The organism is Amycolatopsis sp. MJM2582, from assembly GCF_000754115.1.
GTDB lineage: Bacteria > Actinomycetota > Actinomycetes > Mycobacteriales > Pseudonocardiaceae > Amycolatopsis > Amycolatopsis japonica.
In genome coordinates this window covers 568,983-584,846 of the sequence record NZ_JPLW01000001.1, presented here as the reverse complement: position 1 = coordinate 584,846, position 15,864 = coordinate 568,983, and the positions used below count along the sequence as shown (strand labels likewise).

General features: G+C 67.2%; 16 protein-coding genes. 12 read left to right on the top strand and 4 right to left on the bottom strand.

Translation table 11 applies throughout. The features are described from left to right. Positions 1–125 precede the first annotated feature (125 nt). The 8 genes from ED92_RS02875 to ED92_RS02840 all read left to right on the top strand — a co-directional run bounded on the left by ED92_RS02875 (position 126) and on the right by ED92_RS02840 (position 9,188). Positions 126–1,877, top strand: coding sequence for a hypothetical protein (locus tag ED92_RS02875; RefSeq protein WP_235213181.1), 1,752 nt, complete (start codon positions 126–128; stop codon positions 1,875–1,877). 188 nt (positions 1,878–2,065) lie between these two features. Next, a complete protein-coding gene (locus ED92_RS02870) occupies positions 2,066–3,190 on the top strand; it encodes a serine hydrolase (RefSeq protein WP_235213180.1) in 1,125 nt (374 codons plus the stop codon). A 677-nt stretch (positions 3,191–3,867) separates the two neighbouring features. Continuing rightward, positions 3,868–5,712 carry a selenium-binding family protein gene (locus tag ED92_RS02865; protein WP_235213179.1) on the top strand — a complete coding sequence of 615 codons (1,845 nt, stop codon included), beginning with the start codon at positions 3,868–3,870 and terminating at the stop codon, positions 5,710–5,712. Positions 5,713–5,793: 81 nt separating this feature from the next. After that, the gene (locus tag ED92_RS02860; protein WP_037332704.1) at positions 5,794–7,554 is read left to right on the top strand and encodes a hypothetical protein; all 1,761 of its coding nucleotides are present in this window, start codon (positions 5,794–5,796) and stop codon (positions 7,552–7,554) included. Positions 7,555–7,579: 25 nt separating this feature from the next. Then, a complete protein-coding gene (locus ED92_RS02855) occupies positions 7,580–7,813 on the top strand; it encodes a hypothetical protein (RefSeq protein ID WP_016331078.1) in 234 nt (77 codons plus the stop codon). A gap of 26 nt (positions 7,814–7,839) precedes the next feature. Next, on the top strand, positions 7,840–8,073 hold the full coding sequence (locus ED92_RS02850; protein ID WP_016331079.1) for a hypothetical protein: 234 nt from the start codon (positions 7,840–7,842) through the stop codon (positions 8,071–8,073). 55 nt (positions 8,074–8,128) lie between these two features. Beyond that, positions 8,129–8,620 (top strand): hypothetical protein, encoded by a 492-nt coding sequence (locus ED92_RS02845; protein ID WP_037332701.1) that lies wholly within the window; start codon positions 8,129–8,131, stop codon positions 8,618–8,620. Positions 8,621–8,693: 73 nt separating this feature from the next. Beyond that, complete coding sequence (locus ED92_RS02840; protein WP_037332699.1) at positions 8,694–9,188, top strand: GNAT family N-acetyltransferase; 495 nt, start codon at positions 8,694–8,696, stop codon at positions 9,186–9,188. Between the two features lie 52 nt (positions 9,189–9,240). On the opposite strand, the gene ED92_RS02835 is transcribed toward ED92_RS02840, so the two are convergent. The 4 genes from ED92_RS02835 to ED92_RS02820 form a co-directional block, all read right to left on the bottom strand. After that, on the bottom strand, positions 9,241–9,861 hold the full coding sequence (locus ED92_RS02835; protein WP_037332697.1) for a hypothetical protein: 621 nt from the start codon (positions 9,859–9,861) through the stop codon (positions 9,241–9,243). A 3-nt stretch (positions 9,862–9,864) separates the two neighbouring features. After that, the gene (locus tag ED92_RS02830; protein ID WP_052120220.1) at positions 9,865–11,052 is read right to left on the bottom strand and encodes a hypothetical protein; all 1,188 of its coding nucleotides are present in this window, start codon (positions 11,050–11,052) and stop codon (positions 9,865–9,867) included. A 15-nt stretch (positions 11,053–11,067) separates the two neighbouring features. Next, complete coding sequence (locus tag ED92_RS02825) at positions 11,068–11,427, bottom strand: type VII secretion target (RefSeq protein ID WP_037332695.1); 360 nt, start codon at positions 11,425–11,427, stop codon at positions 11,068–11,070. 130 nt (positions 11,428–11,557) lie between these two features. Then, positions 11,558–12,130, bottom strand: coding sequence for a YbaB/EbfC family nucleoid-associated protein (locus tag ED92_RS02820; protein ID WP_037332693.1), 573 nt, complete (start codon positions 12,128–12,130; stop codon positions 11,558–11,560). A 191-nt stretch (positions 12,131–12,321) separates the two neighbouring features. Between ED92_RS02820 and ED92_RS42950 the strand changes: the two genes are divergently transcribed. The 4 genes from ED92_RS42950 (at position 12,322) to fusA (ending at position 15,799) form a co-directional block, all read left to right on the top strand. Next, the gene (locus ED92_RS42950; RefSeq protein ID WP_016331086.1) at positions 12,322–12,468 is read left to right on the top strand and encodes a hypothetical protein; all 147 of its coding nucleotides are present in this window, start codon (positions 12,322–12,324) and stop codon (positions 12,466–12,468) included. 323 nt (positions 12,469–12,791) lie between these two features. Continuing rightward, complete coding sequence (gene rpsL / locus ED92_RS02815) at positions 12,792–13,166, top strand: 30S ribosomal protein S12 (protein ID WP_003102113.1); 375 nt, start codon at positions 12,792–12,794, stop codon at positions 13,164–13,166. Beyond that, positions 13,166–13,636: a 30S ribosomal protein S7 gene (gene rpsG / locus ED92_RS02810; protein ID WP_007031033.1), complete on the top strand. Its 471-nt coding sequence runs from the start codon at positions 13,166–13,168 to the stop codon at positions 13,634–13,636. Before rpsL ends, rpsG begins: the two co-directional genes overlap by 1 nt. Before the next feature lie 63 nt (positions 13,637–13,699). Then, the gene (gene fusA / locus ED92_RS02805) at positions 13,700–15,799 is read left to right on the top strand and encodes an elongation factor G (protein WP_037332689.1); all 2,100 of its coding nucleotides are present in this window, start codon (positions 13,700–13,702) and stop codon (positions 15,797–15,799) included. Positions 15,800–15,864: the final 65 nt, after the last annotated feature.

Genomic DNA, 15,864 nt, shown 5'->3' with positions numbered 1-15,864 from the left:
GCCCTTCCCGTTTCCGGAGTACCCGAAATGAGTACAGGCCCCTGACGAATCCGGTTAAGGTGATCCGGTTCTACGCGATTCGGGGGCTATGCGCATTTCCATCTGGTAATCAGGGGTGACTCTGCGTGAACAAATCGCCAAGTGATAGATCCCGCTCACGTACTGGGGCGATCTATCTCGCGACCTTCGCCGCGGTAGCGGCATTGACCGGCGTATTCGCCGCGCCAGCCGGAGCGGATCCGGCACCTTCTTCACCGCCGTCGAGTGCGCCGGCGACATCCGAGGCACCGGCGAGTTCCAGCGCGCCGCCTCCGGGTTCGTCGGTTGCGGAAAGCGCACCGCCGGTGGCGCCGAAGCCGCAGGCCGAGCGGACGAAGCTCGAAGCGTCCGTTGTCTTCGAAAAGCAGGAGTATCGGACCGACGAGAACGTCCGATTCACCTTGAAAATCAAGAACATCAGCGAGATCCCAGCGGTCGATGTGAAGGTGTCACAATCCATCACCGACCCGGCCGATCTGTCGGTGTCGAGTTGGGGCGATCTGGGCTGGGGTAAAGAGGGCGTGGATATCGCGCCAGGCGCGACAGTCGAGGTGGCTGCCACCGGGCATATCCAGGGCATCGACAAGGACAAGGCCGTCGTCCGCGGCAATCTCTTCGACGTGACCGGGTTCGGCGTCGGCGGCTTCTACGGCGACGTCACCGTAGCCAAGGTCACCGGGCACGCGACGGGATTCGTGTTCGGCGACAAGAACGGCAACGGCCGCGCCGACGACGGCGAACAGCTGTCCGGCATCACCCTGGTCCTGGAGTACTCCGGGGCCGTCAAATACGAGGCCACGAGCAACGACGCGGGGAAGATCGACTTCGGTGAAGTCCCGGTCGCCAGGTATCGCCTCGGCGGCGCGGAACTCAAGGGCTGGCACTTCCCGTTCGAGTTCGTGCAGATCGGAACCGAACCGAAGGAGTTGCTCATCCGGGGGGCGCCACCGCTGAACGGTGCGTTGAAGGCATCGATGGCCTTCACTCAGGACAGCTACAAACCCGGCGAGCTCGCGCATGTCTCCGTGACCCTGACCAACTCCGGCTCGATTCCGCTCACGGGCATCGTCGCGGCTTGCGACCGCTATGGAGCCGACTATGCCCTGAAGGGCCGAGACAGCTGGGGAGATCTCGGCTATTTCGGGACAGGTGTGACGATCGCGCCTGGCGAGACGCGCAAGATCGACGTGTCCGAGAAGGTGCCGGACGCCGCGCTCAATCGCGGTGTGGTCACGGTGAGCTGTGACTTCGGCTATCGCGAGGTCGATGTCGACGGTCACGCTCTGGCTCATGCCCAGGCAGCGGTTCCGGGCGGGTTGGCCACCGTCGTCGGTGACGTGGTCCACCTCGCCGGCCAGGGTGAGCCGAAGGGCATCAGCGGAATCAAAGTCGTGCTCGTCTCCGATGGAAAGTGCCCCGTCATCGGCGAGCGTACGACCGACGCTGACGGTCGCTTCGAGTTCCGCAAGGTGGCGCCAGGGCCCGAGTACAAGCTGTACTTCCTGACGCCGCAGGGTTGGCGGATCCGGGGTGAGAACCCGATGCAGATCCAGGTTGTCGGGCCGGAGGACAAGCCCTTCCCGATCCGGATCTTGGCAGAGACAGGCGAGGCGCCCGCGCCCACCGTGCCCACGCAGCCCGCGGACTGCGGCAAATCCGAAACCCCGGCGCCGACGACCACGCCCGCCGGGCAGGGCAGTGGCGGCGGTCAAGGTGGTTCGGGGCTGGCCAGCACCGGTGCCGACGTGATCTGGCTCGGCGCGCTCGCGCTCGCCGCGCTGGGCCTCGGAGCGGTTCTGGTCTTCGGCGCCCGCCGTCGTCGTCAACCTGCCGAATAGCGGCCATCACCCCGAGAAAGCCCCCGGTCCTCTCAACCCGGGGGCTTTCCCTTTGCCCGCCCCGACCTGCGTTTAGCCCCCTAATCGCGATCCGGCCGACGATCGGCGCGGTATCCGCCTGGATGCGCGACGGATGGCGGGCGATCCCGGGACGGCCGGTCGAAAGGATGGTCGATATGGAATCCCTTGTGACAGAAGAGAACTCGGCCACGAAGAACCTGCGGTCCGCCTTGGACGACGTCCATCGGGCGGGGGTGCCGGGGGTGTTCGCCGAGGTGCGGGCGGATGGGCGGATCTGGCGCGGTGCCGCCGGGGTCGCCGACCTCGAAACCGGGCACCCCGTCGGGACCGGGATGCGGCAGCGCGTCGGCAGTATCACCAAGACCTTCGTCTCCGCCGCGGTTCTGCGTCAGGTCGAGGCGGGGCGGCTCGACCTCGACGCGCCGATCGGCGACTTCCTGCCGCTGCTGGTCCCTGGCGAACGCGGCCGCGCGATCACGATCCGCATGCTGCTCAACCACACCAGCGGCCTCGCCGAGTACCTGCCCTACGCGTTCCCGTCGCTTCAGAAGCTCGCTCCCGAGAGCCTCGACGACAATCGGTTCCAGGAGTTCCGTCCGGCCGAGCTGATCGCGCTCGGTGTCGGCGCGCCCGCCACCGGAGAGCCGGGCAGTACTCCCGGCGTCTACTCCAACACGAACTACCTGCTGCTGGGCGAACTGCTGGAGCACCTGACCGGCGCCCCGATGGAGGAGCACATCTCCCGCGCCATCATCGAACCCGCGGGTCTCGCGAACACCGGCTTTCCCGCCGGTCCGCATATCGATGAGCCGCACTCGCGGATGTACGAAGCGCTGTTCGGCGTGATCGATCCGCCGCGCGACTACAGCGTCTACAACATGTCCTGGGTGATGGCCGGTGCCGGACTGGTCTCGACCGTCGATGATCTCAACCGCTTCTACCGCAAACTGCTGGACGGGGAGATCGTCAGCCCGTCTTCGCTGGCGGAGATGCAGCGTCTGGTTCCGGTCATCGCGCAGGACGGGCGGCTGATCGACTACGGGCTCGGCCTGTACAAGACCGAGATCCCGGGGCATGGCGTCTTCTGGGGGCACGACGGCACGGTCTGGGGAGCGTTGACGATGGCCTGGGCCGGCGCCGACGGCGGACGGCAGTTCTCCGCCGCGATGAACCTCGTGCGGTGGCGCAAGCCGGACCCCGAAGGAACCCCGCACCCCATCGACGACGCCCTGGCGACCCTCAAGCATCAGGCCCTCTGCGGCCCCACCGCCGACCTGCGTTTAGCCCCCTAATCGCGATCCGGCGCCGACCTGCGTTTCGCCCCCTAAACGCGATCCGGGGCGGGCGGGCGCAGGTCGGGGCCGGGGCGTAGCGCGAGGAGCGACGCGAAAAGCTCCGATGGCAACTTCGTCCCTGAAGGCTTCGCGGCACCTGAGTTCCCGGGATTGAGTAACGAAATCATAACGCCGCGATGAAGGTCGCGAGCAGGGTTACTGGTCCGTTGTGACCTGCCGTAGTGCCGCCAAGTGGCCTAATTCCCACTGCTCGGAAAATCGCCACCCGTTCGGCCCAATGGTCCATCCGCATCGTGGGAAAATCACCCGGCCGTGGCATGTCTCATTCTTTGATCACGAGATTGACACTCCGGCGGGTTCACACGAGTATTTCGCCCATGCAATCCCCAGTCGCCTTGGTGTGGCGCCGGCACGTTGACTTGCGGCAGCAAGCAAGCGCGCTGTGTATGGATTCCTGACCTATTCCGGGTTTGTCGCGACGCAGGCTGATTCGCGTATCCGAAACGGATGCGCCGGTTCCCGTGCGCTGACGTTTTCCACTGTGCCGCAACGGTTCCCTGCGCGAACCGGCGGTTGATTGCTTTCCCCTTCGGTCCGTGCGGTGACGCCTGCGCGGAATAGGGGAGAGGTGTGCCGATTGTCTGGCGCTTCGGTAGCGAAAACAGGGAGAAAGAATGCTATCCAACTCGCCCAAGTGGCGAAAAGTGGTGATAGGCGCCTTGGCGGCGGCACTCGCCGCGGGCACGGTGACCTATACCGGCTCCTCGACGAGTGCCTACGCCGACGTCCAGGTCGTCAAGGACGCCAAGAAGGCGGCCGACGGCAAGGAGTACTGGGTCCAGAACCATCTGGTGTCCAAGGACGTCGCGGCGTCCCGGAGCGCGGACGGCAAGCGCAAGAAGTGGCTGCTGGTCTGGGCCGGTGACGAGAACATCGCCGACACCCTGGTCAAGGACATCAAGAACCTGCCGGGCTCGCTCGGCGGCGGCCTGAACAAGATCAAGAACGCGTTGCCCGGTCCGGACTTCCTCGCCGTGATCGACGCGACGCAGGGTTCGCCGACCTACGGCAAGGTCGTCAACACCGCCACCGTCGGCCCGCTCGTCGAGAACGAGCCGCACCACATGCAGTACGTGTGGCACAAGGGCGACACGATCTACGCCGGAGCGCTGTTCGCCGCGGCGACGTACGCCTTCGACGTCTCCGCGTTGCCGCAGTTGAAGCTCAAGGGCGTCAGCCTCCCGACCCAGACCCTCGGCGGTTCCGTGCCGGACGCGTACTGGGTGCTCAAGGACGGCACCGCCTACGGCACGTACATGGGTGGCCCGGTCGTGCCCGGCCCGCACACCTACGCCAACGGTTCCACCGTGGTGGGCAACGGTTTCGCCGGCAGTCCCGGTGAGGTCGTCCGTTTCGACCAGAACGCGCAGGTGCTTTCCGAGTCCCCGGCCGCCACACCGCAGGGCGACAACAAGAAGTTGTGCGACAACCTCCCGCAGCTGGACAAGCCGACCTGCGCCAACCCGCACGGCATCCAGGCACGCGAGGACCTCAACACCCTGGTCACCAGCGACTACGCCGAGCCGCGGAACATCATCCTCGACCCGGTGAAGCAGCCGTCGCCGTACCTGCGGCGGCCGACCGTCCGCACGTGGGACATCTCCGACCGCAACAAGCCGAAGCTCAAGGCGGTCTCGTACCTGCCGGACGGCCCGAGGGCCGATCCCGCGGACCCGCTGCACGCGGAAAGCCGCGCGGTCATGGAGACCACGGTGACCAACCTGCCGGGGCACAAGGGCGCGTTCGCCCAGACCATGCAGGGCGGGGCGGTGTTCTACACGCCGGACATCACCGCCAAGGAGCCGCACTGGATCCAGGTGTTCGACGACGGCGCGGCGAACAAGGCGATCCACCCGAACAACGATTCCAACGGTGGCGGGTCGAACGGCGGCTGGATCCAGACCAGTCCAGACGACAAATACCTCTACCGCGCGATCACCGGCCGGTCCAAGGGCGCGCTCGGCCCGGACGATCCCGGCACCACCGGTGGCGTGTACGTCCTCGACATCCAGAAGCTGCTCGCCGCCGGCGACAAGGTCGAGAACATCAAGGGCCGGATCGACACGAAGGAGAAGTCCCAGCAGGGCGGTGGCGGCGACCTGCCGACCGTCGTCGGCGCGGCGCCGATCAACCCGGGCACGCCCGGCGGTGGCCCGCACTGGGGCGCGTACGACAACTTCGTGCTCGGTGACGACGGGTACTACCACGAAACCGACAAGCCGCAGCACCTCGCGGTGTCGAACTACTTCGTCGCACGGTCCGGTTTGGACGGTGACCACAAGGTGAACCTGCTCAACCTCGGTGAGGACGGGAAGGTCGCGGTCGACCAGAACTTCCGGGACGAGTTCACCGGGCAGGTCGGGATCAACTTCAACCGGAAGACCTGGCCGCACGGGTCCTTCGGCAACGCCAAGCCGCACTCCGAACTGTTCGTCGTGGCGGACGCGGATCTCAAGTAACCCTGTTCGGCGCGGAAGGTCGTGGGTGGCGGGCACACTCCGCCACCCACGGCTCCGCCGATCTGCTCGGAGAAGGTCCCCATGGATCACCACGTCATACCGGCGAGCTCGGGTTCGGCCGGAGCCGACATCGCCCTCGTCCTGCTCCGGCTCGGACTTCTGCTGGCGACCGCTTTCCTCGCGGGCACAGGGATCCTGCGCCCGCTGGTGGGTGAACTGCCCAGCCGCCTTCGTCTCACCATCGCCGCCCTCGGCGGGATTTCCGCCGTGCTCGCCGCGGTTTCCGCCTTCGCGACCGATGTCAACGTCATCGCGCTGATCGTGCATCTCGTGCTGGCGCTGGCGATTCCCGTGCTGATCCGCTGGCCGTCGGCAGGCCGCTGGGCCTCGCTCGCGCTCGCCGCGTTGGTCGTGCTCGAAACGTCGCTCGGACGGACAGGCGTCGAATTCGCCATCGACACCGTCTACGTCGCGGCCGCGGCCTTGTGGTTCGGCGTCACCGTTCTCTCCATCTGGGTGCCTGCCGGGCAATGGCGCCAGACGAACTTCCGGCTCGGCCCGCTTTCCCTGACGCTGGGCGGACTTCTCGTCGTGGCGGGGGCGGTCCAGCTGTTCTCCTCCGGACTGGGGTTCGACCGCCGGATCTACGGCACGCTCTTCGGTCTGACGTTGCTGGTGATCGCGCTGCTGCCGGTCGTCGCCACCGTCGTCGCGGGTTTCTTCTTCTCGGACAAGGAATCCACGCGTGCCTATCGGTTCGGCGCGGCCGCCGTGACAGTCGGTTTCGTGGCCTGGAGCGCCCTCGCGGCCATTCCCGAACCGCCCAAGCTGCCGACTCCCGGTGTCGCGCTGCTCGCCGACGCCGCCCTGGGCGAGCAGCGGTTCCCCGTACTGGTGAGCCCGCAGCGGCCCGGCAAGAACCTCGTCCATTTCCCCGCGAGCGCGGGAGAAGACCTGTCCGCCGGAATCGAAGGCGGCCTGATCGGCAAGGCCATCGTGCGCCCCGGCGCCGAAGGCACCTGGGCCGAGGTCGACCTGCCGAAGGGCCGCAGCGACCTGATCATCAGCCGGGGCGAGGAGAAGACGACGATCGAGGTCGACGCGGGGGAGGAGCCGGGCCTCGCCATCGAAGACGCGGACGCGCCCGAATGCGCTTCGGCCGCCTTGGGCGGTTTGATCGCCGACCGCCGCGAAGTGCTCACGTCCTGCCCCGCGGACGCGCTTTCCAGTGAGGACAGCGGTTCTCTGGTCAAACTCGTCGAATTCCTCGCCGGACGTAAGCCTTCCGCGCTCACCCTCGTCGAGGACACTTCACCGCGCAGTGTGGCCGCCGCGAAGCTGGTCCGCGAGACCGCCGCGAAGGCCGGGCTGCCGGTACAGGCCGAGGCGGGGCCGAACACCGCACTGCTCGTCGTGTCCGGCTGGGCGGGCGGCTACACGGCGATGACCCGCGCGGCCGAGTCCCAACGGCTCAAGCCGACCCACCAGTACGGCCTGTACCTGGCGCCCTGGCTGCTGAACGGGCCGATCGTCAACTCCGTCGCGAGTTCCTCGATACCGCTGAGGTTCGACCCGCGCGAGCAGGTCGCCGTCAGCTTCGCCGTCGCCGCGGGCAACGCCTTCGGCGGCGAAAGTCCCACGCTCGTCGGGTTCCGGAGCTGGCTGGGCGACCAGTGGCGGTCGATCAACGGCGACGTCCAGATCTTCGCGGCGGCGCAGGTCAACGCCATGCCGATGTACCCGGGCGAACCGCACGCCGTCGGGATGATCGCCGACCGGAACTACGCGGGGCAATGGATCCCCGACGGAACGATCGTGCCGATCAGTTCGGTACTGCGGTGATTTCACCAAAAGAATGGGAGAAGAAATGAAGCGAATCGCGGCCCGTGTGCTGCTGCCACTCGCCGTCGCGGGCGCGCTGTCCGGACTCGCCGGCGGCGTCGCCTCGGCCGACCCTCTGCCGGGTCTGCCCACCGGTGGCGGCAATCCCGCGGTCTGGCTGATCCCGGGGCTGGACCTCGGTGGTCTGCTCGGACCGACCGTCCCCGTGCCGACCGACGTCCTCGCCCCGATCTACGGGATCATCACGCCCATTTCGTAAAACCGTTATCAGCAAAGGAGAATCTCATGAAGAAGACCTTCGTCCGCGCGGTCACCGGCGCCGCGCTCGCCGGTCTCGTCGTGCTCGGCTCGGCCGCTCCGGCACTCGCCGCGCAGGACGCCCCGAACGATGTCGTGGTCGTCGACGAACCGGACACGAGCGATCTCAACAACATCTGGACGTTCGCGCCGCTCGGCGTCCCGGTGCTGGGGCTGATCCAGTCGCTCAACGGCGTCCCCGGCCGGCTGCTGCCGTCCTGACTTCCCGTGGCGGCGCGGCTCACGGGCCGCGCCGCCGCTTTCGGTGAGGAGACCGATGGCCGACAGACAACTGATCGGGCGGATCGCCATCGCGGGGATCGTGGTGGCCGCGCTCGCGACCTGTGTGGTGCTGCTCAACGGCGGCGAGGAGCCGCAGGCCGAGACCGTGGCCGTGGTCGGCGAACCGACCGAGGCCGCGCCGTCGCGGGGACCGGACCGCACGATCACGCGGACGCTCAGCCAGGCGCAGCCGCAGCCGGTGTCGAACGACTGGCGGATCGCGTACGAGCTCGCCGGGACGGGGACCGCGACCGTGGTCTACGACTCGAACGGGCTGGGGCTCGTGCACCAGGAGCTGCAGGTGACGCTGCCGTGGCGCAAGGAGCTCACGTGGAAGAACACCGGCACCCCGCCGACCGTCCAGCTGATGGGGCAGGGCGAGGGCGTTGTCGAATGCCGGGTGGCCGTGGGCGGCGCCGTGGTCACTTCGGAGAAGTCCGCCCCCGGGGAGGTCGCCACCTGCGCCGGCCGCCTCGCCCCCTCCTGACCTGCGTTTAGCCCCCTAATCGCGATCTGGCGGCAGGGGGAAAACCGGTGGCCAGGGTCGGCAGAATGTAGGCATGACCTGGAGCTTCGAAGTCACCCCCGTCGATCACCCGGACGCCGCCCAGCTGCTGCGGGAGTACCTGGACGAAATCGCGTCCCGCTTCTACGAGCGCCAGGTCACCGAAGAGGAGCTCGACGGCTTGCTCCTGGAGCACCACAGCCGCGATCTGGCCCCGCCGACCGGCACCTTCCTCCTCGCCTGGCGCGACGGGGTGCTCGCCGGATGCGCGGGGCTGCGGGTCGTCTCGCCCGACATCACCGAGCTCACCCGCGTCTTCCTGCGGAAGGCCGAGCGCGGCAAGGGCGGCGCCGCGCTGCTCGTGGCCGCCGCCGAAGACGTCGCCCGCGGCCTCGGCGCCTCGTTGATCCGTCTCGACACCAGGCGCGACCTGGTCGAGGCGAGGGCCCTGTACGCGCGCCTCGGCTACGACGAGGTCGAGCCCTTCAACGACGAACCCTTCGCCCACCACTTCTTCGCGAAGTCCTTGGAAGTCCCGGATCGCGTTTAGCCCGCGAAAGGCGATCCGGGCGGCGCGGGAGGCCTGACCTGCGTTTAGCCCCCTAAACGCGATCCGGTGGGGTGGCGGTGAGCGGGGCCCGGTCGGCGACGTCGGCCAGGTAGTCCAAAGTGCGCAGGAGCTGCTTCCCGCTCGGCAGCACCTTCGGCACCACCGCCACCGTCCGCCCGGACGTATGGAACTCGCGGCACCGGCCCGCGTTCCCCGTCAGCCAGTCACGGACCTCGGGACGCAGGACGAACGCGGGATTCGAACAGTCCACTTCGGATCCGCTGATCGAGAGCGTGCAGTCCGGCATGGCCGCGCCCGTCTCGACATGCACGACCGTCCGCAGCGAACCGGACTCCCGGGTGCCGTCCTGGCGGAACCCGGCGCCCGGCCGGTGATACCGGTAGACACCGAACGGCTTCCCCCGGTGCGTGCCCACCACCGCCTGGTCGATCGACTCGCCCGCGCGCCGCAACGGGGCGGGCGCCCGGCCCGTCGCGGGCTGCTCGTGCCGCCCGCCCGCGGCACCGAGCCTGGCACCGCTGTAGAAGTCCCAGCCCCGTTCCCGCGCCAACGTGGCCAGCCCGCGTTTCTTCGCCGCCCCGGCGAGAATCCACCAGACGGCGAGCACGATCGGCAACGCCACCGCGGCGATGGCGATGATCCACGCGGTCACGGCTCAGAAGTCCAGATTGTCGGAGGCTTCCTCGGGTGTCTGTTCGTCGTCACCCACCGAACCGTACTGGCCCGCCTTGATCCCGCCCGACGTGTACGTTCCGGCCTTCCCGGCGACCCCCGCCGCGACCTCGCCCTTCTCGCGGCCCGTCTCCGGCGTCTTCCAGCTGCCGTCCGAATTCGTGGCCTTGCCGAGCCCGACGGTGTTCAGCGCGGCCTTCTTCGTGGCCGACGTCATCCGCTCGCCGAAACCGTCCGCGAGCCTGCCGCCCATGGCGCCGTCCTTCGAGGCGAACTTGCCCCACGCGGACGCGCCCGGCCCCGCCGCCAGCTGCGCGGTGGACTTGTTGTGGGCCATCAGCTCCTTGTAGTTGCCCTTCCACTTGCCGAAGAACTCCTTGAGCTTGCCGAGGAACTGCTTGATCTTGTCGAGCAGCTGGCGGAGCTTGTTCAGGAACTTCTGCACCTTCGACGTCGTCGAGACCGCGCGGGTGGCCGTCAGCCCGCCCGCGGTCGCCGTCGAACCACCGCAGGTCGGGACGGCCGCGGCCAGCGCCGGGATCCAGATCATGATCAGCCAGGTGATGAACTCGGTGAGGATCGCCTTGATGAACTCCTCGATCACCGTCATCACCATGCTGGAGATCTGCAGCAGCTGGGCGATGTCCCCGGCCTGCGCCGCGATCCCGTCGATGCCCTGCGCGAACTTCGCCAGCTTCTCGCCCGCCGCGTTCGCCGCGTCACCGGTCCACTGGGACAGCGACGTCTTCGCGTCCTCGCCGAACTTCTTGCTGTAGTTCTGCAGGTAGACGCCGATGTTGTTGAAGTTGCCCGCAGCGTTCGACAACGCCGGACCGTCGCCGCTCACCATGTGGATGGCGTCCTGGATCGGCTGGCACACGTTCATCAGGAAGCTGAGCCCCTGGCCGACCAGCCAGCCGATGGGGTCGCTGGCGATGTCCGCGACGCCCATGCACGAGCTGACGAAGCCGGCGCCGCTGGCCGCGATCGTCCCGATGTCGCTGGCCTGGAACCCGTCCGCGGTCGCCTTCTTGACGGTGTCGAAAGTGCTGAAACCACTGCCGATCGGCCCGGGCAGCGAGGTCAGCATCTTGTCCGTGCGGATGGTGTCCGGGTTGTAGTCGTTGATCTGGATCTTGGTGTGTTCGCCGGTGATCTTCTGATCGGCCACGATCAGTCCCCCTCGCTACTTGGCCGGCCCCATCTTCGGTGTCCTCGATTGCGCCGGCTGCTCCAGCAGCTTGAGGATTTCGTTGAGCGCCTTGACGTTGTCGTCTTCGTTCCGCTCGTAGGCGGTGGCGGCGTTGCCGAGCTTCTCCGAAGCCGCGGTCAGCCCCGCGGACATCTCGATCAGCAGATCCTGCAGATCGGTGAGCATCGACGTGTACTCGTGCTTCACGAACAGGCCGACGACTCCCCATGACTCGTCGCCGACGTCGGACTGCTGCGTCAGCCGTCCGACCTCGTTCGGGATCTGGACGTCCTGCCCGAGCTTGCCCGAGTAGGTGCGCAGAGCGCTGATCACCACCTCATGCCCTCCGGCCATCGGCGGTCCCTCCCTTCGCGCACCTTCCGATGCGGCTCGTCGTGATCGGCGCCTTGGACCCGGCTGCCCCGCCCGCGGTTCCCAGCGCCCCGGATCGCGTTCAGCCCGCGAAACGCGATCCGGCCCGGGATCAGTGGTCGTCGTCGAAGAGGTTCTTCAGGAAACGGTCGCCGTCCGAGCCGCTCGACGCCGGGGGCGGCGGGGTCTGTGGCCGCTGCGGTTCGTCGGCGGATTTGAGGACGGAACGCTCGGAATAGTCGTCGGCCTGCTGCTCGGCGGCCGGCTGCGAAGGCGACTCCTCTTCCATCCGCGCCCGCATCTCCTCGACGGTGGTGCCGAACAGGTCCGCCTGGGTCTCCAGCACCTGGTCCACCAGATTGAGGTCGTCGCCCATGTGCTCTTCGACGATCGTGGCCTGTTTGCGGGCCGCTTCGGCCACGGCCTGCTGGATGGTCGACATCAGCGCCGCGGAAAGCGCGTCCGGACGCTGGCGAAGGGCGTCTTCGGTGAACTTGACGTCCATGATCGCGCCGCCGGGCCCCGCGACCACCGTCACCGAACGGTCCGAAGAGGACGCCGTCGCCTCGATCCTGCTGAGTTCGTCCTGCATGCCGCCGATGCTCGCGAGCCGATCGTCGACGTTCCGGAGCTGCGACTGGAACTGGTCGAATTGCGCGACCAGCTGCTCGAACTCGGCGGACATGGAGCCTCCCCATAGTGCGGTGCGACGGCCGGGCCGACGCTGTGACCAGTCTCATCGTGACTCATTCACCGGTTCGACGCGACGGGGTGGTTCTCGGATCCATCCGGCTCACCCGTTAGGGGAATAGGTAGCGTGGTTCGCCGAGTAGTGATCGACAACTACGGAATCAGCACCAGCGAGGGGAGGGCGTCGTGGACGCCGAGAAGCAGGAAAGCACCGAGGAGCCCAGGCGGGGGAGTCACGCGGCGCCGGAGGGGGCTCCCGTGCATCCGTTGATCGATCTTTCCCGTGACCCGCATCCGGGCCGGGCGGATCACGCCAAGCCCGAAGAGGAATGAAAGCGGCCGAAACGCCGTTCCATCAGGGTGGCCGCGGCGTCGCGCCCGGCACGATATAGTTATCGACCCCCCGATTTGGCCGGTCCGGAAGTGGCCGGGTATCTTTGGAGACCGTGCCCGGCAGGCGTCGGGCCGTCCCGTGTGCCGTGCGGCACGGACGGGGTGCTCAGGCATCCGGTCCGAAGGCTTCGCCCACGCGGGATCCGACGGAAAATCCCTACGGGAAGTTACCGGTCGCAAGACCGTGACGCGGGCCGACACGCCCGACCGCGGGGGCCGGAGACAACACGTAGTAGCAAGATCGCGAACAGAAAGCTGGTCCATTGCCCACGATCCAGCAGCTGGTCCGTAAGGGCCGCCAGGACAAGGCTGCCAAGCAGAAGACCGCGGCCCTCAAGGGGAGCCCGCAGCGGCGTGGCGTGTGCACTCGCGTGTACACCACAACCCCCAAGAAGCCGAACTCGGCGCTTCGCAAGGTCGCTCGTGTGAAGCTGACCAGCGGCATCGAGGTCACCGCCTACATTCCCGGTGAAGGCCACAACCTGCAGGAGCACTCGATGGTGCTCGTGCGCGGTGGTCGTGTGAAGGACCTGCCGGGTGTCCGCTACAAGATCATCCGCGGTTCGCTCGACACCCAGGGTGTCAAGAACCGTAAGCAGGCGCGCAGCCGGTACGGCGCGAAGAAGGAGAAGAGCTAATGCCCCGCAAGGGTCCGGCCCCGAAGCGGCCGCTGATCTCTGACCCCGTCTACGCATCCCCGCTGGTCACCCAGCTGGTGAACAAGGTGCTGAAGGACGGCAAGCGGTCCCTGGCCGAGCGCATCGTCTACGGCGCCCTCGAAGGCGCTCGCGAGAAGACCGGCACCGACCCGGTCGTCACGCTGAAGCGCGCCCTCGACAACGTGAAGCCCACCATCGAGGTGAAGAGCCGCCGCGTCGGTGGTGCCACCTACCAGGTGCCGATCGAGGTCAAGCCGGGCCGCTCCACCACGCTCGCGCTCCGCTGGCTGGTCTCCTTCTCGCAGGCTCGTCGTGAGAAGACCATGATCGAGCGTCTGCAGAACGAGCTCCTCGACGCGAGCAACGGCCTCGGCGCCAGCGTGAAGCGGCGTGAGGACACCCACAAGATGGCCGAGTCCAACAAGGCCTTCGCGCACTACCGCTGGTGATATCCGCCCGGCTGCCGATCAAAGCCTTGCCGGGCCCCAATTTTGAGACAGGGGAACACTCTCGTGGCACGTGAAGTGCTGACCGACCTGAACAAGGTCCGCAACATCGGCATCATGGCCCACATCGACGCCGGTAAGACCACCACCACCGAGCGGATCCTGTTCTACACCGGGATCAACTACAAGATCGGCGAGGTGCACGACGGCGCCGCGACGATGGACTGGATGGAGGAGGAGCAGAAGCGGGGTATCACCATCACCTCGGCTGCCACCACCACCTTCTGGGCCGACCACCAGATCAACATCATCGACACCCCGGGTCACGTCGACTTCACCGTCGAGGTGGAGCGTTCCCTGCGGGTGCTCGACGGTGCCGTCGCCGTCTTCGACGGCAAGGAAGGTGTCGAGCCGCAGTCCGAGCAGGTCTGGCGTCAGGCGGACAAGTACGAGGTTCCTCGTATCTGCTTCGTCAACAAGATGGACAAGCTCGGCGCGGACTTCTACTTCACCGTCCGCACCATCGAGGAGCGCCTCGGCGCCCGTCCGCTGGTCATCCAGCTGCCGATCGGCGCCGAGAACGAGTTCGAAGGCGTCATCGACCTGGTCCGCATGAAGGCGCTGACCTGGCGCGGCGAGGTCCAGAAGGGCGAGGACTACTCGGTCGAGGACATCCCCGCGGAGCTGGCCGACAAGGCCGCCGAGTACCGCGAGAAGCTCGTCGAGACCGTCGCCGAGACCGACGACGCGCTGATGGAGAAGTTCCTCGAGGGCGAGGAGCTCACCGAGGCCGAGATCAAGGCCGGCATCCGGAAGCTCACCGTCGCCCGCGAGGCGTACCCGGTGCTCACCGGTTCCGCGTTCAAGAACAAGGGCGTCCAGCCCATGCTCGACGCGGTCATCGACTACCTTCCGTCGCCGCTGGACGTCCCGGCCGTCGAGGGCACGCTGCCCGACGGCGAGACCCCGGTCACCCGGAAGCCGTCCGTCGACGAGCCGTTCTCCGCTCTGGCGTTCAAGATCGCCGCGCACCCGTTCTTCGGCAAGCTGACCTACATCCGGGTGTACTCGGGCAAGGTCGCCTCCGGCGCGCAGCTGATCAACGCCACCAAGGAGCGCAAGGAGCGCATCGGGAAGCTCTTCCAGATGCACTCCAACAAGGAGAACCCGGTCGACGAGGCCCAGGCCGGCCACATCTACGCGGTCATCGGCCTGAAGGACACCACCACCGGTGACACCCTCGCCGACCCGCAGAACCCGGTCGTCCTCGAGTCGATGACGTTCCCGGCGCCGGTCATCCGCGTCGCGATCGAGCCGAAGACCAAGGCCGACCAGGAGAAGCTGTCCCTGGCGATCCAGAAGCTGGCCGAAGAGGACCCGACGTTCCAGGTCAACCTGGACGAGGACACCGGCCAGACGATCATCGCCGGTATGGGCGAGCTGCACCTCGAGGTGCTGGTCAACCGCATGAAGTCCGACTACAAGGTCGAGGCGAACATCGGTAAGCCGCAGGTCGCCTACCGCGAGACGGTGCGCAAGACGGTCGAGAAGCTCGACTACGTGCACAAGAAGCAGACCGGTGGTTCCGGTCAGTTCGCGAAGGTCATCGTCAAGCTCGAGCCGCTCGAGTCCACCGACGGTGCCCTCTACGAGTTCGACAACAAGGTCACCGGTGGCCGCGTGCCGCGGGAGTACATCCCGTCGGTCGACGCGGGCGCGCAGGACGCCATGCAGTACGGCGTGCTGGCCGGCTACCCGCTCGTCGGGTTGAAGTTCACCTTGTTGGACGGCGCGTACCACGAGGTCGACTCTTCGGAAATGGCCTTCAAGATCGCCGGCTCCATGGCGATGAAGGAAGCCGCGAAGAAGGCCGGTCCGGTCATCCTCGAGCCGCTGATGGCCGTCGAGGTCACCACGCCCGAGGACTACATGGGCGATGTGATCGGCGACCTCAACTCCCGCCGTGGCCAGATCCAGGCCATGGAGGAGCGCGCCGGTACCCGTGTCGTCAAGGCACTGGTCCCGCTGTCGGAGATGTTCGGTTACGTCGGCGACCTGCGTTCGCGTACGCAGGGACGTGCCAACTACTCCATGGTGTTCGACTCCTACGCCGAGGTTCCCGCGAACGTCGCGAAGGAAATCATCGCGAAGGCGACGGGGGAGTAGTTCCCGTCCGCTCGCGGGCATAAGGAACACTCCTGAACGTCCGCAGCATCCGTCAAGAAACGAAT